Below are 23,826 nucleotides of genomic sequence, written 5' to 3' on the forward strand. Positions count from 1 at the left end.
CAAGAAAGGGCGTCGACCGCAATGGTCGGCGCCCTTTTTGGTGCAAGGGGGACAGGTTCGCCTACACCACGGTGGGGGCGGCTATCCCCTCCGATCGGCTTTCTGGTCAAAGGTAAGTTGTTTAAATATATACATAATTTCACTGAATATAGCCGGTATGATACAAAACTGTTAACAGGTAAATATCAACTGGTATTAAATTAAAAGACCTCTTTACCTGCGGTTTACATGACTGGTATCTATATTGTATGTTATGCATTGTGGCATAGACGAACCGTCTTAGAAGTTGCTCCCCAGTGGGTTCTTGCAATGCGCTAGGTAGGTTCTCGTTGATGTTGGGGTTTGTGTTCGGTCCGACGATTCGCCGTATTCCACAACGTGTTGTAGGAATTAGGGGACAACTATGGACGCACACCGCTCACGGTCGCTGGGTATGGCGGCCCTGATCTTCATTTTGATTAGCCTCACCGCCGCAGTTTTTCACGGTGCAGCCCCCGTGCGCGCCGAGGATGCGACGACGCCGACGCCGATTGTGATCAACGGCGATACGGTAACGGTTGAGGTCAAGCTGTATACCGATGAGAACCATAATAAGCCTTTGGGTGATACTGCCGTAACGTCTACTTCGAAGCTCTACGGAGCTTTCTCGGCACGGTTCATAAGTGATAAGGCGCCTACGCCTCGGAACTACATCGCTGTCTACGAGCTCCCCGATACCATAGTCGTTGACAAAAACGCCGGTGGCGACCTCATGGAGGGTCCGGAGGCTACTGCCGAAAAGGCTGGTACGTGGGAGATCAAGGACAATAAGGTCATTTTTACGTTTGACAAGAGCTGGCTCGACAAAAACCCTGCGGAAATTTTTGTCGGAGCCAATTTTTCATTTGAGTTAGCAAATAAGAACGCTGGCTCGGGCAGCAGTACACCTATCAAGTTCCCCGGTGCGGGATCAATCAATATTCCAACTACGGATGGCGCCGTCAAAGGGGAGAAATCAGGAGCCTTCTCCCAGGGCGCCGATGGCGTGGCCAAAGTTACGTGGACCGTCAAGCTTACCGTCGAATCGTATGCAACGAATGTCAAGTTGACCGATACGCTGGGCGCTAACTTCGACTTTGTGGACGGCAGCTTCACGCTCGATGGCAAGAAGCTCGGTCCGCAGCCGACGGTCGACGGTCAGACTGTGACCATCGACAATCTGGGCAACCTTTCCCAGGGGAAGCACACGATTACGTATGAGACGGTGCTGAAGAGCGGTGTTTCCGCGGGTAACGGCGAGTTTGTCGACGAGCAGGACGCATCCAAGAACACGGCAACGTGGGAGTGGGGCAGCTCGAGCGATCGCCAAAACGGCTCTGTGACTGTTGCTCCCAGCAAGTTTCGCTATGACATGATCAAGAAGTCTGACGGTTCGGGCTCGCCCTCCGATATCTCGTGGACTGTCGCACTCAATCAAGGCGAACTCAAAGTTGATATGAGCGGCTATATGTTCACTGACCGTCTGGATGATAAGCAAACGTATACAGGGGGCTACACGGTTTACAAGGGCAGCTCCGGGTCGGAGGTTCTTGCGACCGGCGCGCTCGATCCGTCGCAGAACTCGTTTTCTTACACGTTCCCGACCGACCTTGCCGACAAGCGCGCCACCTATCGTATCGTCTATCACACCAAGATGAACGACACGAGCTCGTACGACACCGTGCGCAATAACGCGACCATCGAGCGCGAGGGTTCCGTTTCCGGCGCCAGCGAAGGTCAGTTCACGCCGCAGCTGGTCGGTACGCCGATCACTAAGAGGCTCGTGAGCTCCGATGAAGCCGCGACGACGGGTAGAGCGACGTGGGAGACGCGTGTCGCGCTTAAGGCTATTGTCAATGCGGCCAATCCTGGTTTGGTGACGGTGAAGGATACGTTTCAGTCGGCGTGGAAGCAAGAACTTGGTGTTGATGTCAAGTCAATAAAGATCAAGATCGGTGAAACCGATCTGTCTCCAGATGTCGATTGGAAGCTAACTAAAAATGAACTTGTAGATACTCAGGCTAATAAGGTCGTATCGGAGAATGGTAACAAAAGAAACTTCGACCTTGATATCTATGTTAACGACAAGGTGAAGGCCGCCCTCAAGAGCGAGGACTACGCCGTCATCACCTATACCACCACGTCCGAAGCACTATCGGGCTGGTACTCGAACTTCGCATCGGTTACGGTGCCGGGGCAGAACGGTGGTTGGCCGTACTACACCGATAGTCCAATGTATGTTGTCAACAAGGAAACGACGCCCGCGGTCGAGAAGCCGAAAGCTGAGGCGAAGGTGTCTTGGAAGGAGGGCTTCGAATGGAGCGCCGTCGACGGCTCGGACGAGAAGGGCGCATGGATTGTTGAGTGGACGGTGTACGCGAACCGTAACAAGAGCGACGCCGGAGAATATTATGGAGCCGGAAAACTCTACGGTAAATCGCTGAATATCGTTGACAGCCTTCCGGACGGCATGAGCTATGTTGCGGGTTCCGCCACGTACACGCTCGTGCAAAACCCCTACGATCAGCATACGGGGCTTCATCGCGGAAGCGAGGCCAAGGAGGTCGTTACGGGTCAGACGCTTGCCGCCGGCAACGTTAGCGGCAGGGGCAACACGGTCACTTTCTCCATCCCCACGACTAAGCTTGGAAGCTATGCCGGCTACGCGAAACTCACATACAAAACGGCGGTCAAGCGCGACGAACTCGATGTTTCTAAGAATGAGGTGATGTTTACCAACTCCGCATGCGCTAAGTCGGGAGATAAAGAGTTCGACTTCGGTAGCGGTGCCGTCACCATCAAGAACAACGTCATCAAAAAGACCGGTGAGCAGGTCAGTAGTAGCAATCGAATAAAGTACACCATTCTTGTTAACGAATCTGCTGTTGCCCTTAAGAGTGGCACTGACTTCCTTGAGCTCGTCGATACCATGGATGCCAAGTGCACGCTGGTGCCGTCGACGCTTAAGGTCTATGAGCGGGTGAATGGCGCCTGGTCACCGCTGACTGATAAGGACTATTCGTCGAAGATGGAGCAAGTCAATGATGAATCTGGCTCGCGTACGAAGTTGACTCTTGAGGTGCCCGACGAGAAATACCTCAAGGTCGAGTACGAGGTTATCCCGACCGGAAACCCCGGTGAAGAGGTGTCTCTTTCCAATACCGCCAAGCTTACGGGTGTGACGGAAGGCACAGCGATTGACGAGCGAATATGGACCATCCAGAACGCTTCCGCTAGTGCGGGTGGCAATGGTTACGGCATCACGATGACCAAGTACGACGCCCAGCAGGTCGGTGCTACGCTCAAAGGGGCGGAGTTCATGCTCTACAGCGTGGATATGGGTGGGGAGAGCACCAGAGCGTTGTTTGCCACCGCTGAGACCGATGCCAACGGCAAGATATCGTTCGGCACGAGCGACAAGGCGATGAACAGCTGCGTGCTCTACCAGCTCGTGGAGACCAGGGCGCCTGTTGGCTATGCCAAGGCCGATCCCACGTGGATCATGCTCAAGGGCAGCGCGAGTGACGAGGATTATCGAACTGCGCTAGCTAAGGCAAAGACCATCGCCGGCGGTGCGGAGATCATAGGCGATGACAAAAAGGACGAGATTTGGGTCTATGACAATCGTCTAAAGGGAACTGTAACAATTCGGGCTAAGAAAGTGCTTGAAGGGGGCACATTCAAGAAGGGGCAGTTCTCGTTCGCGCTCAAGGACGCCGATGGCAAGGTGCTCCAGACGGTGACCAATGACGCCAAGGGCAACGTCTCCTTCAATGTCGATTACAACAAGGCCGGTACCTACACTTACGCCATCTCTGAGGTCGTCCCCGAGGGCGCCGAGAACAACGTCAAGGACCACATCGCCTACGACACAGTCGGGCACGATGTTACGGTTAACGTGACTATCGACAATGAGCATGAGCAGCTCGACACCGTCGTCACGTATGACAATGGCTCCCGGGAGCCGCCGACTTTTACCAACAGGTACTCGACCACGCTTCCTGAGGCGGGCGGTGCTGGCTTGACTATGACGTATCTGGCCGGCGCTTCGATGCTGTGTTTTGCTGCGACATGGATGCATGCTCGTCGCCATCGCGATCAAGGTCGAGGTGGTAGCCGTGAGTAGGCTTTGGCGCCGCTTGGTGGCTGCCGCGACGATAATCATGGCCGCTATTCTGTCTTTCGCGATTGCCCCTGGGACGGCTCATGCTGCCGATACCGGTGCCATTACGGTGGACGGTACGGTTGCGACGCGGTATGACGCGTACCAGCTCTTTTCGGCGACCGTTGTCGACGACGCCGATACTGACCAAAAAATTGCAACTGACGTAACGTGGGCGAATGATGCCGTTCGCCAGGCCGTTCTTCCGGTGCTTCATGATGCGGGGCTTGATAGCTCGGCATCGACGGCGCAAGCGGCTGCCGAATGGATGAATGCTGACGGGCATATGACGACCGCGCTGACGGCAAAACTTGCCCGCGCAATTGTCGAAGCAGGCGCCGCCTCCGTGGCCCTTAACGCGGGCACGACGGCCGAGCTGCCCTGCGGCTACTGGCTCATCGTCGCCGACGACGACGCCATCTCCCAAAACGAGGCCGGCACCGCGCCGATCATGGCCCTGGTCGGCGGCAGCGCCGTCACCGTCAAGCCAAAGGCGGTGACCCCCAAGGTCGCCAAGCATGTGCTGGAGGACAGCGCCGCCGCATGGCAGAAGGCCGCCGACGCCACGGTCGGCGACGACCTGTACTGGCGCCTCTCGGCCACGGTCCCGGCGGGGCTCGCTGCCTACGACACCTACGCGGTGCAGTTCGTCGACACCGTGAGCGCGGGACTCGACCCCTCCAAGGTGGCCGCGAGCGTGCGCGTGTACGTGGCGGCGGGCGCGTACGGCGGCTTCGACGCCGTCACATGTGAGGGCGGTAACGCCAACTCGACGCCGGCTAAAGGGTGGACGGACATTACTTCACAGTGCAGGGTCTCGGTCGAGGGCAATGCCTTCACCGTGCGCACCAGCGACCTGGTCGCCGCGCTTGGCGGGGCCGACGCCTTCGCCGCGGGCGCCCGCGTGGTTGCTGTTTACAATGCGCCGTTGGGGGCCAACTGCAATCGGGGCGCCACCAAGGGCAACCCCAACGAGGTCTACCTGCGCTACCCGCGCTCTCCCCTTGCCGACCAGTCCGGCGACGCCGGCTTCACCCGCACGCCGAGCGATGACGCGTGCGCCTACACCTGGGGACTCAGTCTGATCAAGCGCTCAAGCGCAGACGATAAACCGCTCGCGGGCGCCAAGCTGCGCATCATCGATGACCGCGGGCGCATTCTAACGACTGACGGCTCGTGGTCGACGGATGCCACCGCGCACGTCACCACGGGCGCGGACGGCCACGTGGAATTGACCGGTGTGGACGCGGGTGTCTACACCGTCGAAGAGGCCGCGGCTCCCAAGGGATACGCCGCCTTTGAAGGCAAACGTACGGTGACGGTTACGGCCGAGGGCCTGGACGTTAAACAGGTGACGGCCGCGAAGCCCAAGGTGACCGTGTCGGCCGAAAGCCCTCTGCGGGTTGATACCGCCGATGCCGGGACGGGTTCGATTGAGCTGTCGGTGCTCAACATCCCAAGCAAAGAAGCAAGTCGAGGCTTTATGCCCTCGACGGGAGATAGAGCGTTGGTGCTGGTGGCGGCTTTGGCTGCCATCGGAGTGGCGGCTATTGTTGTCGCGCTCGTCATCAAGCGGGGAGGAGGTCGCCGTGAAAAATAATTGCCCCCTTGCTCAATGGCGTACTGCCTCCGTAGCGAGTGACGCGCAGGCCTACCGACCTGATGATCATTGGTTTTAAAAAAGTTACTAGAGAACCCTCCAAGAAAAGCGGGGCACCCGGTCGAATGTGACCGAGTGCCCCGCCTCGTTTGTTGGTGTAAAGTAACCTGACCCCTTTGCACCACCACAAAGGTGCCTGGCCCCTTTGTGGTGATCGGCTGCTAGGCGGTGGGGAGTTCTGGCGTGTTAGCCGGCTGCTGCGGCTTGAGGTGGGCGTTGCGCCAGATGATCTGGATGATGTAGCCGAGCATAAAGACAAAGGCTACGCCGCTGATGAAGCCGCCTACGAGGGGAAGCCCCGTGAGGGCGCCTGCGATTACACCACCCACGGCTGCCATGGCGTAGCGGTTCTGGCTGTGTCCGACCATGCGCGCGATCGCGCACCCTGCAAAGGCACTCGACACCAGCGCGATGCCGATGACACCGCACATGAGGGCTCCGGCAAGCGGCAGGCCAGCGATTGAGATAATCAGCAGCAGGACGGCGGGGACGATAGCGACCGTGCCCAGAAGACCGCTCACCCACAGGGGCGTGGGGCGCTGGTGGAGCATTCCGGCGGCGCTGGCGGTCGCGCGCGGAAAGACGAGCTCGAGCAGCAGAGCGATGAAGCAGGTCGAGAGCGCCACGGCGACGATGCCGCCGATGACATCGTTAACGGTGGAAGAATCCTCGTTCTCGGTGCGGTCGATCTTGAGCGCGCCGACCTCGGCTCCCGCGGCGCGCTCGGGGTCCTCGGAAACATGGGCGTTCACGGTGCCGGTGATGTGGGCGTTCTTGCCCAGGATGAGCTTGTCGGCCCAGACCTCGACATCGCCCTCGACGGTGCCATCGATGGTCACCGTATCGCCCGCGAGCGCTGCCGACTTGGTAGAGCCGCGCAGGGCAACCGTCTCGCCTATCGCATAGAAGCAGTTGGCGGTGCTGTCGGAATTGAGCACGACATGCTGACCGACGACCGTGACGCTGCCATCAACCGTAGTCTTGGCAATGTCGATGGTGCGCGCCGCAAGACGAACGGCGCCGCCCACCGTGCAGTCGCGGATCGAGAGGGTATCGCCCGCAGCGATGATATCGCGGTCGATGGAGGTATCGTCCAGGTTGAGGCTCTGACCTGCCCAGTACAGGTCACCTTCGACGCCGGACGGAGTGACGTCATTGTCGGTCGCAAGTACGTTGCCTGCGGTGTCCGTGCCGGCAAGAGCCGTAGCGGGAAGTGCGGTGAGCGCCAGAGCGATGAGCGCGAATAGGATGGTGATGCGGCCCCACGCTTTACGGCGTTGGGTCGACGGGAATTGATTGTGGGGCATAGTGAATCCTTCGTCAGATGCTCGATATGCACCTAACAGGGTACCCAACGCGTGGGCGCTCTAAAAGAACCTCTCGGTTGCATTTCGAAGGATGAGCCCGCGCAATCTACTTTTTGTGGTGCAAAAAGCGCGCGATGTCCTCTTCGGTGGGGCTTTTGATGTCAAAACGCAGTGACAGCCAGCGCAGCCCCATGGTTACCGCAACGCATACGATCAACGCGGTGATGTTGCTGACGACGCCGCTCATGACAAGGCATACATAGCTCGCCGAGCCGGCGATGGCTGCGATGGCATAGAAGTTGGTGCGCTGGAAAATGCCCGGTACCACGCCCATAAAACTGTCGCGCAGCATGCCGCCGCCCACCGCGGTGAAAAAGCCCATCATGATGCACACCGCCGGCGCAAAGCCGTAGACCAGTGCCTTGTCTGCTCCGGTGGCGGCGTAGATGCCGACTGAGATGATGTCGAGCAGGGGAATGAGTTTTTCGGGCTTGTCGACGATTGCCGGGAAAATGTAGATGATGGCTGCCGTGGCAATGGAAAGCGGGAGCGCCATCGGCTGGTTGAGGATGTAGACGTTGCCCACCTGCAGCGTCATGTCGCGCAAGAGACCGCCGCCCAGACCGCAGACCACGGCGAGCGCGACCGCGCCCACCAAGTCGAGCTTGTGCTCGCGCGCGACCAGCACGCCTGAGATCGATGCCGCGACAACAGCGAACATCTCGAGCCAAAACGGAATAGCGACCATGGCATCCGTGGCGTGTGAGGTAACGGTCATAGCGGCGACGACGGGCAAGATGGGGTCCTTTTGGTTGCGGGTTTAGACAATGCCCGTACATAGTACATGGTTGGCGGGCGTGGTGACCCTATTGCTCGGTAAACGGTCGGGACTGGGTGGGGGCGTAGGCACCAAACATGTACATCAGCCTTCAAAGATGTCGAAAAGTGTCGGTTTTGGAGGGTGACGTACATGTTTGAGATTCAAGGTGAAATCGAAAGCAATGGGGGCGTGGCTGAATAGGAGGGATGTCCAAATTTTGAGCGGAGCTCAAAATTTATTCGGTCGGCTTGCACCGACCGCACTGCGCTAAAAACGCGCCAGTGGCGCGTTTTCTTTACGCTCCGCGCCCTGGCGGGTTCGAATCCCTCCTCCTCCGCAGTATTTGCTTGTAAGGGACTCTAAACAAAAAAGCCCCCATTTTCGGGAGCTTTCTCAACCAAAATGGCGGAGGAGGAGGGATTCGAACCCTCGTGACCTTATACAGGCCAAACGGTTTTCGAGACCGCCGCATTCAACCACTCTGCCACCCCTCCGCGTGGGGTAAAAACAAAGCAGGCTCGAAGGCCTGCTTTGGAATTAACTGGCGGAGAGTCAGGGATTTGAACCCTGGAGACGCTTTTGACGCCTACACGATTTCCAATCGTGCTCCTTCGGCCACTCGGACAACTCTCCGTTAAATGCGAAAGTCAGTATACACGAGGAATCGCAAAGTGCAAACAGAAAAGTTGGCATTTTTTAAAACGCTTGGCCGTGCTTGGCGCTGCGGTGGGGCTTGAGGTGCCAAAAAACGGCTTCCGACCAGCGTGGTTGATCAACTCAATTGTTCAAAAAAGGGTATTCATAAGCGACTCGGCAATGAATTTAAAAATCTTTGGGTGGTGCTGTGGGCCACTGGTATGCATTTTGCGACCACAGCCTTGTGCCCGTTGACCTGCGGCTTGGCTCTGCTTGTCCCCACGGCACCGTATCTTGTCAACAGATCCGTCAAGCTTTTGGTCAGCATTTGGTTGGAATGCGCATGAAACGTCGTGTGAGTATGGGCATATGTGGAGGTCATGAGGTTGTAGCTGCATATTCTTGCAGCCTAGGAGGTTGAAAGATATTATTACCAAGTCTTTTCCTGCTTCAGGCGCACCTTCACGACCTGAAGCCACATTTGCCCAGAGGAGGTGACAATATGAAGGCTTATGAACTGCTGTTCTTTGTTGACCCGTCGCTCGACCCCGAGACTCGTCTCGCTGTTATGAAGCGTATCGATACCACGATCGCTGAGGGCGCTGGCAAGGTCGACTCCGTTGACGAGTGGGGCAAGCGCAAGCTCGCCTACGAGATCAACGACCTCACCGATGGTGACTACACCCTCATCAACTTCCACGCAGATCCTACCCAGATCGCCGAGCTTGATCGCGTCCTGCGCATCACCGACGCTGTGGTCCGCCACATGATCGTCCGTCGCGACGACCAGGAGTAAGACTGTCGTTTTGGACTGGGCTTGTGCCCCAAGAGGAAGTAGTGAGTTATGAGCATCAATCGAGTGAACATCACCGGTAACCTCACCCGCGATCCCGAGCTGCGCGCCACCGCCGGCGGAACCCAGGTTCTGTCCTTTGGCGTCGCCGTGAACGATCGTCGCCGCAACGCGCAGACTGGCGAGTGGGAGGACTATCCCAACTTTGTCGACTGCACCATGTTCGGTACCCGCGCCGAGGCCGTGAGCCGTTTCCTGGCAAAGGGAAACAAGGTCGCGATCGAGGGCAAGCTGCGCTACAGCTCTTGGGAGCGCGACGGCCAGCGCCGGAGCAAGCTTGAGGTCATCGTCGATGAGATCGAGTTTATGAGCTCCCGTGGTGGCCAGGGTGGCTACGATCAGGGTGGTTACGCCCCCGCAGCTCCCGCGCCCGCAGCACGTCCTGCCGCACCGGTGGCTACGCCGCCCGCGGTCGACGTCTACGATGAGGACATCCCGTTCTAAGGGTTGTTCACCTATTTTTGAGTGAGAGGCTGCTTCGGTTCGCCGAAGTTGCCAAATGAAAGGTATTTTGACATGGCTAATGATTTTTCTGCACGTCAGCCGCGTCGTAAGTACTGCCAGTTCTGCAAGGAGAACACTGAGTTCATCGACTATAAGGACACTCAGCTTCTCCGTAAGTACATGACCGATCGTGGCAAGATCAAGCCCCGTCGCGTCACTGGCGCTTGCACGCAGCATCAGCATGACATCGCCAACGCCATCAAGCGCGCCCGCGAGATGGCTCTCCTGCCGTACACCGTCCCCGTGGTTTCCTCTCGTGGCAACCGCGACCGCGGCTAAGAAGGGAGACGCATCATGAAGGTTATTCTTCTCGATGAGATCAAGGGCAAGGGCGGCGAGGGTGACGTCGTAGAGGTCGCTCAGGGTTACGCTGAGAACTTCCTGTTCCCCAAGAAGCTCGCTGTTGCCGCCACCAAGGGCAACCTCAAGCAGCTTGACGAGCGTCGCAACAACATCGCCAAGCGCGAGGCCGTCCGTCTGGCTACCGCCAACGAGACCAAGGCTGCCTTCGAGGGCAAGACGGTCACCGTTGACGTCAAGGTCGGCGACGAGGGCATCCTCTTTGGCTCCGTTACCGCCGCTATGATCGCTGACGCCATCAAGGCTCAGCTCGGTATGGACATCGACCGCAAGCGCGTCGAGCTCGGTAAGCCCATCAAGGTTGCCGGTGCCCACACCGTTGCCATCTCGCTGTACCGCGAGATCAAGGCCGAGGTTGTCGTTCTCGTCGGCGTTACCGCCGAGGAGCTCGCTGCCGAGGCTGAGGTCGAGGAGGCCGCTGAGGTCGCCGAGGCCGAGACCGCCGAGGTCGAGACTGAGGCTGCTGCCGAGTAGCATTTGCTGCAACGCAACAATCTTGTTCTAAGAAGGGCGCTCTGGGAAACCAGGGCGCCCTTTTGTTTTTTGCGCTGAGTGAGTTTCATGGTGAACGTTGCGTCGAAGTCCTATATACAGGACCGTTCATCCGTTTGGTTCGGTGATGATTGGCGGCGCGCGGCGCGTTTTGGGACCGTGGCTGATACTATGGATGCTCGCAAGCGATATGAATGAGGATGCTCATGGCATATGACGATAGGGAGACCGGGCTGACGGTTGAGGACCGCGGCTCCAAGTTGGGTCTTCCCCAAAACCAAGATGCAGAGGCCAATGTACTGGCCGCTATGCTGCTATCGCCCGAGGTGGTCGAAGAGGCCCAGGTCGAGCTGCAGCCCGATGACTTCTACCGGCCCATTCATAAGACCATCTATACCGCGATGGTCGATATGTACAACAGCCGCATTCCCATCGACTCCATCTCGCTGATCGATTACCTGCGAAGCATCAACAAGCTTGATGCCGTGGGCGGCGAGGCCTACATTTTGGAGTTGATGGGTCAGACCCTGTCGCTCGTCAACTGGCAGCACCATGCCGCTATCGTTCGCCGCGATTCGATGCTGCGTGAGCTGATCGGCGCCACCAACGAGATCAACGCGCTGGCCTATAACGCTCCCACCGATACCAAAGAGGTCGTGGAGCTGGCCGAGAGCAAGTTGCTCAAGGTCACGGCGCGCGAGGTCAAGTCGAGCTACAAGACGCTGACCGAGTTTATGGTCGAGGCCTATAACGAGGCCGAGGAAGTGTGCCAGGCAGGCGGCCAGGCTGCGGGCGTGCCCACGGGCTTCCCGTCGCTCGACCGCATGCTCATGGGTTTTCGCGAGGGCCAGCTCATCATCATCGGCGCCCGCCCTGCTGTGGGTAAGACGTCGTTCGCCCTGAATCTGGCGCTCAACGCTGCCGCTGCCGGTTATACCGTCGGCTTCTTCTCGCTGGAGATGTCGGGCAAGGAAATTGCCCAGCGTCTGATTTGCGCCTACGCCATGATCTCGATCAGTGACTTCCGCATGGGCCGCATTAGCCCCGAGCAGTGGGCAAATATCAACGAGGCCACGCAGACCTTGTCCAAGCTCGATATTCTGATTGACGATACGCCCGGCACCACAGTGACCGAGATTCGCGCCAAGAGCCGCCGCATGCTCCACAACAAGGAGAAAGCTATCATCATCCTGGACTACCTGCAGCTGGTGAGTCCTCCGCCGGGACGCCGCTCCGAGAGCCGTACCGTCGAGGTCTCCGAGATGTCGCGTGGTCTGAAGATCATGGCCAAGGAGCTCAAGATCCCGCTCATCGCGCTGTCGCAGCTCTCGCGTCAGGTCGAATCCCGTACCGGCAAGCGCCCGCAGCTTTCCGACCTTCGTGAATCGGGCTCCATCGAGCAGGACGCCGATATCGTTATGTTCTTGGACCGCTCCGCCGACGAGGCCGAAGCCTCGCGCGACGATCGACCCGACGAGGGCGTTACGCGTATTGTCGTGGCCAAGAACCGTTCGGGCCCGATCGGCGACGTCGACCTGATGTTCCTGCCGGCATCCACGAAGTTCTATGAGCTTGATGGGGCACATGCCGAGGAGTAGGACAGGCACCCGTTGCACGGGTATACTGGGAATGTTTTGTGCTTCTGCGTGCCGGCGTGGCGCGTAGACAGTCCATGAATGTAAGGAGTAAACATGCCGTCAACCGTTTTGGTCGGTGCCCAGTGGGGCGATGAGGGCAAGGGTAAGATTTGCGACCTGGTCGCCGGCGACTTCGATGCCGTCGTGCGCTACTCGGGCGGCAACAACGCCGGTCACACCATCGTCGTCAACGGCAAGAAGTACGGCCTGCACCAGGTGCCCTCCGGCATCATGTATTCCGACCACGTGTCGGTGATCGGTAACGGCTGCGTCGTCAACCCCAAGGTTGTCCTTGAGGAGATCGACATGTTCGAGGCCGACGGCATCACCACCAAGAACCTCAAGATCAGTGGCAACGCGCATGTCATCATGCCGTACCACATCGATCTGGATGGCGCCTTTGAGCAGAAGCTCGGCAAGAAGAACATCGGTACCACCAAGCGCGGCATTGGTCCGTGCTATCAGGACAAGATGGCCCGCATTGGCCTGCGCATGCAGGACATGCTGGACGAGACGCTGTTCCGCGACAAGCTGGAGACCGCTCTCGCCCGCGTGAACCCCGAGCTCGAGCTCATCTACAACCTGCCCACCTACACCGTGGACCAGATTTGCGACGAGTACCTGCCGATGGCCGAGCGCCTGCGCCCCTACATCACCGAGACGAGCCTGCTGCTCAACAACATGATCGATGAGGGCAAGAACCTGCTGTTTGAGGGCGCCCAGGCGACGCTACTCGACATCGACCACGGCACCTATCCGTACGTGACGTCTTCCAACTGCACCGCCGGCGGCGCCATCACCGGCTCCGGCGTGGGCATGAAGAACGTCGACCGCGTGCTGGGCGTCATGAAGGCCTATATCACCCGCGTCGGTTCGGGCCCCATGCCCACCGAGCTTTCCTATGAGTCCGAGGCTGGCCACACGCTGACCGAGGAGGGCTATGAGTACGGCGTGACCACCGGTCGCCGTCGTCGTTGCGGCTGGTTTGACGGCCCTATCGCCAACTATGCCTCGCGCGTCAACGGCCTCACCGACATCGCCGTGACCAAGCTCGACGTGCTTTCGGCCTTCGACACCATCAAGGTGTGCGTGGCCTACGACGTCGATGGCGAGCGCTACACCAGCGTGCCCGAGCATCAGGTGCGCTTTGAGCATGCCAAGCCCATCTACGAGGAGCTCCCTGGCTGGAAGTGCGATATCACCGGTTGCCGCAGCTTTGACGAGCTGCCGCAGGAGGCTCAGGACTATGTGGCGTTTATCGAGGATCTGGCACACACCCGCGTGACGTTTATTGGCGTTGGCGCTGGTCGCGAGCAGATCATCAACCGATTCTGGAAGTAATCGGGACTATTTGGTTATTGCGATATACCCCTTTGCAGCCCGGACGGGCGGCCGAGGGGTATATTTGCTTGCAAAGGGCTCGCGTGGAGCGGGCCGTTAATCCATAGAGGAGGCACCCTTGAAGGCGGACACTCAAACCATCGACATCCTGTTGTTGGGCAGCGGCGGCCGTGAGCATGCTTTGGCAGCTAAGCTCGCAGCATCACCGCGCGCCGGCAAGCTCTACATCGCGCCGGGCAACGGCGGCACCGCGAGCTGTGGCGAGAACGTTGTTCTCGACGACTGCGATCCTGCGGCCGTGGCGGCGTTTGCGCAGAGCCATGGATGCGGACTCGTGGTAATTGGCCCCGAGGCTCCGCTCGTGGCGGGCGTGGCCGACGCCGTGCGTGCGGCGGGTATTCCCTGCTTTGGCCCGGGTGCCGAGGGCGCCCAGATGGAGGGCTCCAAGCTGTTCTCCAAGCAGCTCATGGAGCGTGCGGGCATTCCGACGGCAGCCTACGGCTCGTTTACCGACGAGGCTTCGGCTCTCGCCTACGTGCGTGAGCAGGGCGCTCCGCTGGTCGTCAAGGCCGACGGTCTTGCCGCTGGCAAGGGTGTTATCGTGGCAACCGAGCTTTCGCAGGCCGAGGAGGCCGTGCGCGAGTGCTTTGGCGGCACCTTTGGCGATGCCGGCAACACCGTGGTCATCGAGGAGATGCTGACCGGCCCCGAGTGCTCGCTGCTGGCCTTTACCGACGGCAAGACCGTGCGTCCCATGGCCACCTCGCAGGACCACAAGCGCGCGCTCGAGGGCGACAAGGGCCCCAACACCGGCGGCATGGGCGTCTACAGTCCGGTGCCCATCGTGACCGACGAGGAGCACGCCACGATGGTGGCGGTCATGGAGCAGACCGTGGCCGAGCTCGCTGCCGAGGGCATCGACTACCGCGGCTGCCTGTACGGCGGCTTTATGCTCACGCCTGCCGGCCCCAAGGTGCTGGAGTTCAATGCTCGCTTTGGCGATCCCGAGACGCAGGTCGTGTTGCCGCGCCTTAAGAACGACCTGGTCGAGGTCATGCTCGCCTGCGCCAACTGCGAACTCGATCAGATTGAACTCGACTGGCGCGACGAGTGGGCCGTGGCCGTTGTACTGACGAGTGCGGGCTACCCCGGCAGCTACGAGAAAGGCAAGGTCATCACCGGTATCGCCGACGCCGAGGCCATGGAGAACGTGACTGTGTACCATGCCGGCACCGCCGTGGTGGACGGTCAGCTCGTGACCAATGGTGGCCGCGTGCTTGCCGTGACCGCGCTGGGCGACACGTTCGAGAACGCTCGCAACCTTGCTTACGATGCCTGCGAGAAGATTGATTTTGAGGGCAAGACCCTGCGTCACGACATCGGTCTGCGTGCACTGCGTGGCCGCGACGCCTGGGATGCCTAAAGTCCGAGAGGAATGAGACGGATGGACGAGAAGAACGAAGAACTCGTGGACGCGCAGATCGTCGAGGAGGACAGCCGCATGTATGGGCACGTCGAGGGCGAGCCTGGTGGCGAGGTCGCTGACGAGCCGGCGCTGGTGCTGGGCGACGACGACCCGCACGATGCCGAGCTGCACGAGAAGATTCTTTCGGAGGAGTGCGCCTGGAAGGGCAAGATCCTCGACGTCCACCGTCTTGAGGTTGAGCTGCCCAACGGTCGCCGCAGCGCCCGCGATATCGTTCGCCATCCGGGTGCGGCGGCCGTTGTGGCACTGACCGAGAGCGGCAAGATCGTACTGGTGCGTCAGTACCGCACCGCCATCGATCGCGTGACGGTCGAGATTCCCGCCGGCAAGCTCGACCCGGGCGAGGACCCGCTCGATTGCGCCAAGCGCGAGCTGCATGAGGAGACGGGCTTTAGGGCTGGTCGTATTCGCTTTTTGACGTCGATTGTCACGTCCTGCGGTTTTTGCGATGAGATCATCCACATCTACTTGGCTACCAAGCTCGAGTTCGACGCGCCCAACCCCGACGATGACGAGTTTGTCAACGTGGACCTGGTGCCGCTGCACGAGCTGATCGACGCCGTGCTCGACGGCAAGATCGAAGACGCCAAGACCGTCGTGGGCGCCTTGGCCTGCGATAGCATCGCGCACCGCCTTGGGGGCGCGGAGCTTTAACGAGTGGGGATAGCCCTGGGACAAGTACTGCTGATTGCTTTGTCCCAGGGCCTTACGTTGTTGATATTTCTTTGAGGATCACATGCTGAAGAGGTTTCTTTCTTACTACAAGCCCCAGATGGGGCTTTTTGTTGCTGATACTGTTTGCGCTCTGGTGCTTGCCGCCATTGACCTGGCGTTCCCCATTATCCTGCGCAATTTGACCGGTGGGCTATTTACCCAGGGTCAGGCTGCCATTATGCGGGCGCTCGGTATGATCGCGGTGGGCTTGGTGCTGATGTATGCCGTCCGCTGCGCCTGCCGCTACTTTGTGAGCTATTGGGGCCACGTGATGGGCGCGCGTATGGAGTCCAAGATGCGCGAGGACCTGTTTGACCAGTATGAGCGCTTTAGCTTTGCGTACTTCGACCGCAACAGCTCGGGCGACATGATGAGCCGCGTGGTCAACGACCTGTTCGATATCTGCGAGGCGGCGCATCACGTGCCCGAGTGGATCATCATCTGCGGCATCGAGATTATCGGCTCGTTTGTGATCCTCTTTACCATCGCCCCAGTGCTGGCACTCGCCATGGCCGTGGTGACGGCGGCGTTTGCGGTCATCATGTTTTGGCAGAACATGCGCATGCGCGAGGTCTTTAGCGACAACCGCAAAAAGATCAGCGGCATCAATGCGCAGCTGCAGGATTCGCTGGCGGGCATGCGTGTGGTCAAGAGCTTTGCCAATGAGGAGACCGAACGCTTCAAGTTCCGCGCCTCTAACAATCGCTATCTTTCGTCCAAGGAGAACATGTATCACGCCATGGGCGTCTATACCGCGACGTATGGCCTGCTTTCGGGTGTGCTCTATGTGATCGTGGTGTTGCTGGGCGGCTGGCTGGTCGCCCAGGGGCAGCTGCAGGCGGTCGATATGGCGACCTTTGCACTCTATATTTCGCTGTTCTGCACGCCGCTCGAGACGCTCGTCAATTCGGCCGAAACGTATCAGAAGGCCATCGCCGGCTTTAAGCGCATGGACGAGGTACTCTCGACCGCGCCGGATATCCAGGACAAGCCGGGCGCCACGGATCTGCAGGTGACCGCCGGCGCCGTGGATTATCACGACGTGTGCTTTAACTACGAGGACGTTGAGCTGGGCGAGGGCGATGCCGAAGAGCGTCCCGTTATCGACCATATGAATCTGTCCATCAAGCCCGGGCAGACCATCGCTTTGGTTGGTCCTTCGGGCGGTGGCAAGTCCACGACCTGTTCGCTGCTGCCGCGCTTTTATGACGTGGCTGCCGGATCCATTAGCATCGACGGCCAGGACGTGCGCGATGTGACGCAGCAGAGCCTGCGCCGCGCCATCGGCCTGGTGCAGCAGGATGTCTACCTGTTTGACGGAACAATCGGCGAGAACATCGCCTACGGCAAGCCGGGCGCTACGGCAGAAGAGATCGCCGAGGCCGCCCGTCGCGCCAACATCGATGCCTTTATCGAGTCGCTTCCACAGGGCTATGACACGGTCGTGGGCGAGCGCGGCAGCCGTCTTTCGGGCGGCCAAAAGCAGCGCGTTGCCATTGCGCGTGTGTTTCTCAAGAACCCCAAGATCCTGATTTTGGACGAGGCGACGAGTGCTTTGGATAACGAGAGCGAGGAGGCGGTGCAGGAGTCACTCGAAGAGCTGGCACGCGGCCGCACCACGATTATCATCGCCCATCGTCTTTCGACCATTAAGCATGCCGATGAGATTGCGACCGTTGAGCATGGTCGCGTTGTGGAGCGTGGCACGCACGAGGAGCTTCTCGCCCGTGGCGGCACCTATGCCCGTTACTATCGAATGCAGTTCGAAGGTGCGCGTGCGCACGAGCTCGACTGATTGATATGACAGGAAGTTTATGGCTGACAAGAACCCTTTGACTCCGGAAGAAGTGACGGAGTTATTCTCCGAAATCGATGCATCCGGCGTCTTGGATCCCACGCTTGCCAAAAAGCGAACCGAGCGCATGCGTGAGAAGGAGGCTGCGGCCAAGCGCGGTGACAAAGCGGCGCTAGCGCAGCTGCGCAGCGAGGACCGCGCGAGCCAGGCAAAACATATCGACCCGCTGTCCGAGGACGATCCTTCGGGCTCGCAGGTGAGCCATACCATTACGAAGACTGCCATGGCCGTGGTTATCGGCATCTTGGTGCTGATCGTGGGCATGCAGATTGGCTACGGCGTGATGCGTCGTCTGAACACCGCCAACCTGTCCGAGAGCGTTTCGGTCGATACCGTTTCGACGGCGCTGAAGGGCGGCCTCGAGTGGGGCAACGGCTTTACGCAGTTCCCGCTCGACTTTTCCGTCGACGAGGCCGATGAGCGTACGGGTACGGTCGAGGTAACGGTGTTGGACACATCGTCTGCCAACGAGCTCGAGCTGCTGTCCAACGGGCAGATTCAGGCCGCGGCACTTGCGACCAACGCGCTGCTCAACGATAAGATTGACCGCGTGGTGTATAACGTTCACGCCTATATCGACGAGGATAGCAACATTCAGCACGATTCCTTCTTTGGCATGTTTCCCGCTCAGGGCCACCAGAGCGCCATCCTGACGTTCGTGTGGACCAAGAGCTCATCCAACGCTACGAGTATCGACTGGAAGATGCGCATCGTGAGTATGGATGACACCATCGCCGAGCGCATTCAGAAGCAGGTGAACTCGGTGTCGTCGTTGATTGAGGACCCGGTGGTGAGCCAGACCAAGATTGACGAGGAAAAGGCCGAACGTGACCTGGAACATCGTCTGCATGGCCGCGAGATTTTCCGCGGCGGCAAGCCTGATCGCTCACCGTCCGATCTGCTGGAACAGGACAAGAAAAGGTAAGAGGCCATCGTCCCGCGTGAGCCACAAGCCCACGCGGGATGATTTTTCTGGGACGGGGATTAAAAAATCATTATGCATAGAAAGTCATAATTATCATTTCGTAAACATTTCGATGAAATTAACGCCATGAGGCATGCTTGCGGTTACAATACCGCGAGGCCTAACTGCACACCTTTAAGCCGGTCCTGTGAGACCGGGAAGGAGAACTATGGCGAACAACCATATTGCGGGCGCTGCCGCCCGCACCATCGCGCCCAGCGAGCTGTGCCAGCGTATGCTGGCCAAAACCAGCAAGGGCGCTTGCGGTCCCTGCACCCTGTATCTTGAGGATGGGACCATTTTTTATGGACGCGCATGCGGCGCCGAGGGCACCGCGACCGGCGAAGTCTGCTTCAACACCTCGCTCGAGGGCTACTTTGAGGTTATGACCGACCCGAGTTATGCCGGCCAAATCGTAACCATGACCTATCCGCAGATCGGCAACTACGGTATCGACGAGACCGACGTCCAGTCGGCCTTCCCCGGCGACGCCGTGCGCCCTGCGAGCGCTCCGGCTATGCGTGGCATGATCGTTCGCGACATGTGTGCCACGCCTTCTAACTGGCGCTCGGCCGTCAGCGTACCGGAGTACCTGCGCGCTCACGGCATCGTCGCTATCGAGGGTGTCGACACCCGCGCTCTGGTGCGCCATCTGCGCGACAACGGCTCCAAGATGGGCATTATCTCGACCGAGATCTTCGACATCGACGAGCTTGCCGAGCGTCTGGCCGCAGCGCCGACGCTGGTGGGCGAGAACCTGGTCAAGACCGTAAGTTGCCCCGCGCCTCACGAGTTTGTGGCCGCCGACCTGCCTGCCACGCATGACTTTGCGCTTGCGGTTGCCGCTCCTGCCCGTCACAAAGTGGTCGCCTACGACTGCGGTGTGAAGCGCGGCATTCTGGAGGGGCTGGTCCGCGCCGGCTGCGACCTTACCGTCGTGCCGTGGGATACGCCCGCCCAGCAGGTGCTCGAGATGAATCCCGATGGCGTCTTTTTGTCCAACGGCCCCGGCGACCCCGACGCCGTGGTGGAGACCTACGAGCAGGTGCAGCAGCTGATCGGCAAGGTGCCGGTCTTTGGTATTTGCCTAGGTCACCAGATGATCAGCTTGGCCTGCGGCGCCCAAATGGAAAAGCTTAAATTCGGTCACCGTGGCGGTAACCAGCCGGTTATGAATCTGGTGAGCCGTCGCGTGGAGATCACCGCGCAAAACCACGGCTTTGGCCTGCTGTTCCCCAGTCTGGGCAAACTGATTCCGGAGCTTTCCGGCGGCGAAACCGAGCATGCGGCCGATGGCGACCTGCGCGCCTGGGTGCGCCGCGGTATCGCGCCGGTCGTGATGAACGAGCGCTTTGGCCGCATTCGCCTGACACATGTGAACCTCAACGACGGCACCGCCGAGGGCATCCAGCTGCTCGACGCCCCGTGCTTCTCGGTCCAATACCACCCCGAGGCTTCGCCCGGCCCCACCGATGCCCACTATCTCTTTACCGCCTTTACGCGACTCATGGACGGCGAGGAGAACTACCTGGACATCGACACCGCGAAGGACCGCCTCGCCGGCTGGAATTTCGCCGAGTCCGAGAACGCTGCGACCGAGGAGAACTAACATGCCTAAACGTACTGACATCAAGCGCATCCTCGTTATTGGTTCGGGCCCCATCGTTATCGGTCAGGCCTGCGAGTTCGACTACTCCGGCGCCCAGGCCTGCAAGGTGCTCAAGGAGGATGGCTTTGAGGTCATCCTGGTCAACTCCAATCCGGCGACCATCATGACCGACCCGGGCTTGGCTGACCGCACCTATGTTGAGCCTATCACCGCCGAGTTTATCGAGCGCGTGATCAAGAAAGAGCACCCGGACGCGCTGCTGCCCACGCTGGGCGGCCAGACCGGTCTGAACGCCGCCGTCGAGCTGGCAAAGGACGGCACGCTCGACAAGTACGGCGTCGAGATGATCGGTTGCGACCTGGCCGCCATCGAGCACGGCGAGGACCGCAAGCTCTTTAACGAGGCCATGGCCGAGATCGGCCTGGAGGTCGCGCGCTCGGGCTACGCCTATAGCGTGGCTGACGCCGAGGCCATCGCCGAGCGCGTGGGCTATCCCTGCGTGCTGCGTCCGAGCTTTACCCTCGGCGGTGCCGGCGGCGGCATCGCGCATACCCATGAGGAGCTCGTCTCTATCGTGAGCCAGGGCCTCGAGCTTTCGCCTGCCCACGAGGTGCTGGTCGAGGAGTCCATCGAGGGCTGGAAAGAGTACGAGATGGAGGTCATGCGCGACCACGCCGGCAACGGCATCATCGTGTGCTCCATCGAGAACCTCGATCCCATGGGCGTGCATACCGGCGACTCCATCACGGTGGCACCGGCGCAGACCCTCTCCGACCTTGAGTATCAGCGCATGCGTGTCGCCTCGCTCGCCATCTTGGAAAAGATCGGCGTCGAGACCGGCGGCTCCAACGTGCAGTTTGCCGTGAACCCCCAGACCGGCCGTCTGATCGTCATCGAGATGAACCCGCGCGTGAGCCGCTCGTCCGCACTGGCCTCCAAGGCCACGGGTTTCCCCATCGCCAAGGCCGCCGCGCGCCTGGCCGTTGGCTATACGCTCGACGAAATCGTCAACGACATCACCAAGGCAACGCCCGCCTGCTTTGAGCCCACGATTGACTACTGCGTGGTCAAGGTGCCGCGCTTTGCCTTCGAGAAGTTCAAGGGTACCGACCCCACGCTCACCACGCGCATGAAGGCCGTGGGCGAGATCATGGCGATCGGCCGCACCTTTGAGGAGGCCTTTGGCAAGGCCATGCGCTCGCTGGAGGACGGACATCAGGGCATTTGCGCCGGTGGCAAGGAGGGTGCCGACAAGCTGAGCGACGACGAGCTCGCTCAGGCCGTGGCAACCCCGACCGAGCACCGCATCTTCTTTGTGGTCGAGGCCCTGCGCCGTGGCTGGGACATCGCCCGCATCCATGCCATCTGCGGTATCGATCCGTGGTACCTCAACCGTATCAACGACATGGTGCAGGTCCAGGAGAGCATCCGCGGCCTGCGCGTGGAGGATATCGACGCCGACGCGATGCGCCTGCTCAAGCAGTACGGCACGAGCGACGCCGAGATTGCCGCGCTGACCGGCTCCGATGAGCGCTTTGTGCGCGCTTACCGCAAGGGCCTGGGCGTGGTTCCCAGCATGAAGACGGTCGATACCTGCGCGGCCGAGTTCTCGAGCGCCACGGAGTACCACTACAAGACGTACGAGAACATCTACCGCACGAGCCCGGATGCCAAGAAGTGCGTGGCTCCCGACGAGACCACGCCGGCGGACAAGCCCAAGGCGATGATCCTGGGCGCCGGCCCCAACCGCATTGGCCAGGGTATCGAGTTCGATTACTGCTGCGTGCATGCGAGCTACGCGCTGGCGGCTCGCGGCTTCGAGACCATCATGGTCAACTGCAATCCCGAGACCGTCTCGACCGACTATGACACGTCCGACCGTCTGTACTTTGAGCCGCTCACCTACGAGGACGTCATGGACGTTATCGATGTCGAGCGCCCCGACGGCGTCGTGGTGACGCTCGGCGGCCAGACCCCGCTTAAGCTGGCGCGCATGCTCGAGGAGAGCGGCGTGAACATTATGGGCACAAAGCCCGACGCCATCGATTTTGCCGAGGACCGCGAGCGCTTTGCCGCCCTGCTCGACAAGCTGGGCATTATGTACCCGCCGGCGGGTCAGGCCACCTCGTTTGAGGAGGCCGAGGCCGTGGCCGCGCACATCGGCTACCCGCTGCTGGTGCGTCCGAGCTACGTGCTGGGCGGCCGCGGCATGATGATCGCCTACGATGCCGAGCATCTGCGCGATTACATGGCAGAGGCTGCGCGCATCAGCCCCGACTACCCGGTGTATCTGGACCGCTTCCTGGAGGGCGCAATCGAGTCCGATGTCGACGCCCTGTGCGATGGCGAAGAGGTATACATCGGCGGCATCCTGGAGCATATCGAGGAAGCCGGTATTCACTCCGGCGACTCCGCGACCTGCATCCCGCCGTTCAGCTTTAGCGAGAGCCTGCAGGCGAAGCTCCGCGAGACCACGCGCCGCATCGCGATGGCGCTGGGAGTCCGCGGTCTGGTCAACGTACAATATGCCATCAAGGGCGAGACCGTCTACGTGATCGAGGCCAACCCGCGCGCCAGCCGTACCGTGCCGTTTATCTCCAAGGCCACCGGTGTGCCGCTGGCCAAATGCGCGGCGCGCATCATGGCAGGCGATTCCATCGCGAGCTTGTGCCTGCCGAGCGACGAACGTCAGCTGGACTGGTTCTGCATGAAGGAAGCCGTCATGCCCTGGGGTCGTTTCCCGGGCGCCGACGTCATCCTGGGGCCCGAGATGAAGTCGACGGGCGAGGTCATGGGTATCGCCAAGAGCTATCCCGAGGCATACGCCAAGACGCAGCTGGCGATTGACTACAAGCTGCCCGACCCGAGCGTCGGCAAGGTGTTCATCAGCGTGTGCGACCGCGACAAGCGCCATATCCTTTCGGTCGCCCGCATCCTGCGCTACCTGGGCTTTGACATCTGCTCTACCGAGGGTACGGCGCGCGTGCTGCGTGGAGGCAACGTGACGTGCGAGATCGTGGAGAAGATTAGCGGCCCGCACGACGGCGAGCGCCCCAACATCGGCGACCTCATTGCCGATGGCAAGATCGCGGTGATCATCAACACGCCGTACGGTCCGGGCTCGCGCGGCGACGGCTATCTGCTGCGCACCGAGGCAGTGCGACGCGGTGTGACCTGCGTGACCGCAATGTCTGCCGCCAACACGTACGTGAGTGCCATCGAGGCGGTGCGCGAGGACCAGCAGGGTCACGGCAGTGCCAACGACATGGGCATGGACGTCATCGCCCTGCAGGACCTGCCGCAGTACACGGTGTAGTGTGACCTGGTCGGCCGGGGCGGGAGGGGCCGAGATTTCCCCCTTTCGCTCCGGCTGCAAGCAGAGTCGCTCAGGAGGAAACTCGGCCCCTC

General features: G+C 60.2%; 16 protein-coding genes and 2 tRNA genes. 14 read left to right on the forward strand and 4 right to left on the reverse strand.

Translation table 11 applies throughout. The features are described from left to right. The first annotated feature begins 403 nt into the window (after window positions 1-403). Entirely contained in the window at window positions 404-4,144 is a 3,741-nt protein-coding gene (locus tag DW024_RS04085) for a Spy0128 family protein (RefSeq protein ID WP_118377038.1), read from the forward strand. Further along, window positions 4,137-5,780 carry a SpaA isopeptide-forming pilin-related protein gene (locus DW024_RS04090; protein ID WP_158572160.1) on the forward strand — a complete coding sequence of 548 codons (1,644 nt, stop codon included), beginning with the start codon at window positions 4,137-4,139 and terminating at the stop codon, window positions 5,778-5,780. The genes DW024_RS04085 and DW024_RS04090 overlap by 8 nt, the downstream gene beginning before the upstream one ends. 221 nt (window positions 5,781-6,001) lie before the next feature. On the opposite strand, the gene DW024_RS04095 is transcribed toward DW024_RS04090, so the two are convergent. The 4 genes from DW024_RS04095 to DW024_RS04110 form a co-directional block, all read right to left on the reverse strand. Further along, entirely contained in the window at window positions 6,002-7,147 is a 1,146-nt protein-coding gene (locus tag DW024_RS04095) for a polymer-forming cytoskeletal protein (protein WP_118377040.1), read from the reverse strand. A gap of 106 nt (window positions 7,148-7,253) precedes the next feature. Beyond that, a complete protein-coding gene (locus DW024_RS04100) occupies window positions 7,254-7,943 on the reverse strand; it encodes a trimeric intracellular cation channel family protein (RefSeq protein WP_233504599.1) in 690 nt (229 codons plus the stop codon). 427 nt (window positions 7,944-8,370) lie between these two features. Further along, a tRNA-Ser gene (locus tag DW024_RS04105) sits at window positions 8,371-8,461 on the reverse strand. Between the two features lie 48 nt (window positions 8,462-8,509). Continuing rightward, window positions 8,510-8,600: transfer RNA gene (locus tag DW024_RS04110), tRNA-Ser, on the reverse strand. Between the two features lie 505 nt (window positions 8,601-9,105). Here DW024_RS04110 and rpsF point away from each other — a divergent pair. The 12 genes from rpsF (at window position 9,106) to carB (ending at window position 23,734) form a co-directional block, all read left to right on the forward strand. Further along, on the forward strand, window positions 9,106-9,399 hold the full coding sequence (gene rpsF, locus DW024_RS04115) for a 30S ribosomal protein S6 (RefSeq protein WP_006235831.1): 294 nt from the start codon (window positions 9,106-9,108) through the stop codon (window positions 9,397-9,399). Window positions 9,400-9,447: 48 nt separating this feature from the next. Beyond that, window positions 9,448-9,900: a single-stranded DNA-binding protein gene (locus tag DW024_RS04120; RefSeq protein ID WP_006235830.1), complete on the forward strand. Its 453-nt coding sequence runs from the start codon at window positions 9,448-9,450 to the stop codon at window positions 9,898-9,900. 72 nt (window positions 9,901-9,972) lie between these two features. Further along, the gene (rpsR, locus tag DW024_RS04125) at window positions 9,973-10,239 is read left to right on the forward strand and encodes a 30S ribosomal protein S18 (RefSeq protein ID WP_006235829.1); all 267 of its coding nucleotides are present in this window, start codon (window positions 9,973-9,975) and stop codon (window positions 10,237-10,239) included. Window positions 10,240-10,254: 15 nt separating this feature from the next. Further along, window positions 10,255-10,794 (forward strand): 50S ribosomal protein L9, encoded by a 540-nt coding sequence (gene rplI, locus DW024_RS04130; protein ID WP_022094073.1) that lies wholly within the window; start codon window positions 10,255-10,257, stop codon window positions 10,792-10,794. 218 nt (window positions 10,795-11,012) lie between these two features. Beyond that, window positions 11,013-12,410, forward strand: coding sequence for a replicative DNA helicase (dnaB, locus tag DW024_RS04135; RefSeq protein WP_006235827.1), 1,398 nt, complete (start codon window positions 11,013-11,015; stop codon window positions 12,408-12,410). Between the two features lie 93 nt (window positions 12,411-12,503). Beyond that, entirely contained in the window at window positions 12,504-13,790 is a 1,287-nt protein-coding gene (locus DW024_RS04140) for an adenylosuccinate synthase (RefSeq protein WP_089572585.1), read from the forward strand. 118 nt (window positions 13,791-13,908) lie between these two features. Continuing rightward, window positions 13,909-15,213, forward strand: coding sequence for a phosphoribosylamine--glycine ligase (gene purD, locus DW024_RS04145; RefSeq protein WP_118377041.1), 1,305 nt, complete (start codon window positions 13,909-13,911; stop codon window positions 15,211-15,213). A 21-nt stretch (window positions 15,214-15,234) separates the two neighbouring features. Then, window positions 15,235-15,930 carry an NUDIX domain-containing protein gene (locus DW024_RS04150; protein WP_199576923.1) on the forward strand — a complete coding sequence of 232 codons (696 nt, stop codon included), beginning with the start codon at window positions 15,235-15,237 and terminating at the stop codon, window positions 15,928-15,930. 82 nt (window positions 15,931-16,012) lie between these two features. Beyond that, window positions 16,013-17,785: an ABC transporter ATP-binding protein gene (locus tag DW024_RS04155; protein ID WP_118377042.1), complete on the forward strand. Its 1,773-nt coding sequence runs from the start codon at window positions 16,013-16,015 to the stop codon at window positions 17,783-17,785. A gap of 19 nt (window positions 17,786-17,804) precedes the next feature. Continuing rightward, complete coding sequence (locus DW024_RS04160; protein WP_118377043.1) at window positions 17,805-18,770, forward strand: hypothetical protein; 966 nt, start codon at window positions 17,805-17,807, stop codon at window positions 18,768-18,770. Window positions 18,771-18,978: 208 nt separating this feature from the next. Next, window positions 18,979-20,418, forward strand: a complete 1,440-nt coding sequence (gene carA / locus DW024_RS04165) for a glutamine-hydrolyzing carbamoyl-phosphate synthase small subunit (protein WP_118373239.1) — start codon at window positions 18,979-18,981, stop codon at window positions 20,416-20,418. A gap of 1 nt (window position 20,419) precedes the next feature. Then, window positions 20,420-23,734, forward strand: coding sequence for a carbamoyl-phosphate synthase large subunit (gene carB / locus DW024_RS04170; protein WP_118377044.1), 3,315 nt, complete (start codon window positions 20,420-20,422; stop codon window positions 23,732-23,734). Window positions 23,735-23,826: the final 92 nt, after the last annotated feature.

The sequence above is a fragment of the Collinsella sp. AF37-9 genome, assembly GCF_003475115.1.
Taxonomy (GTDB): Bacteria; Actinomycetota; Coriobacteriia; order Coriobacteriales; family Coriobacteriaceae; genus Collinsella.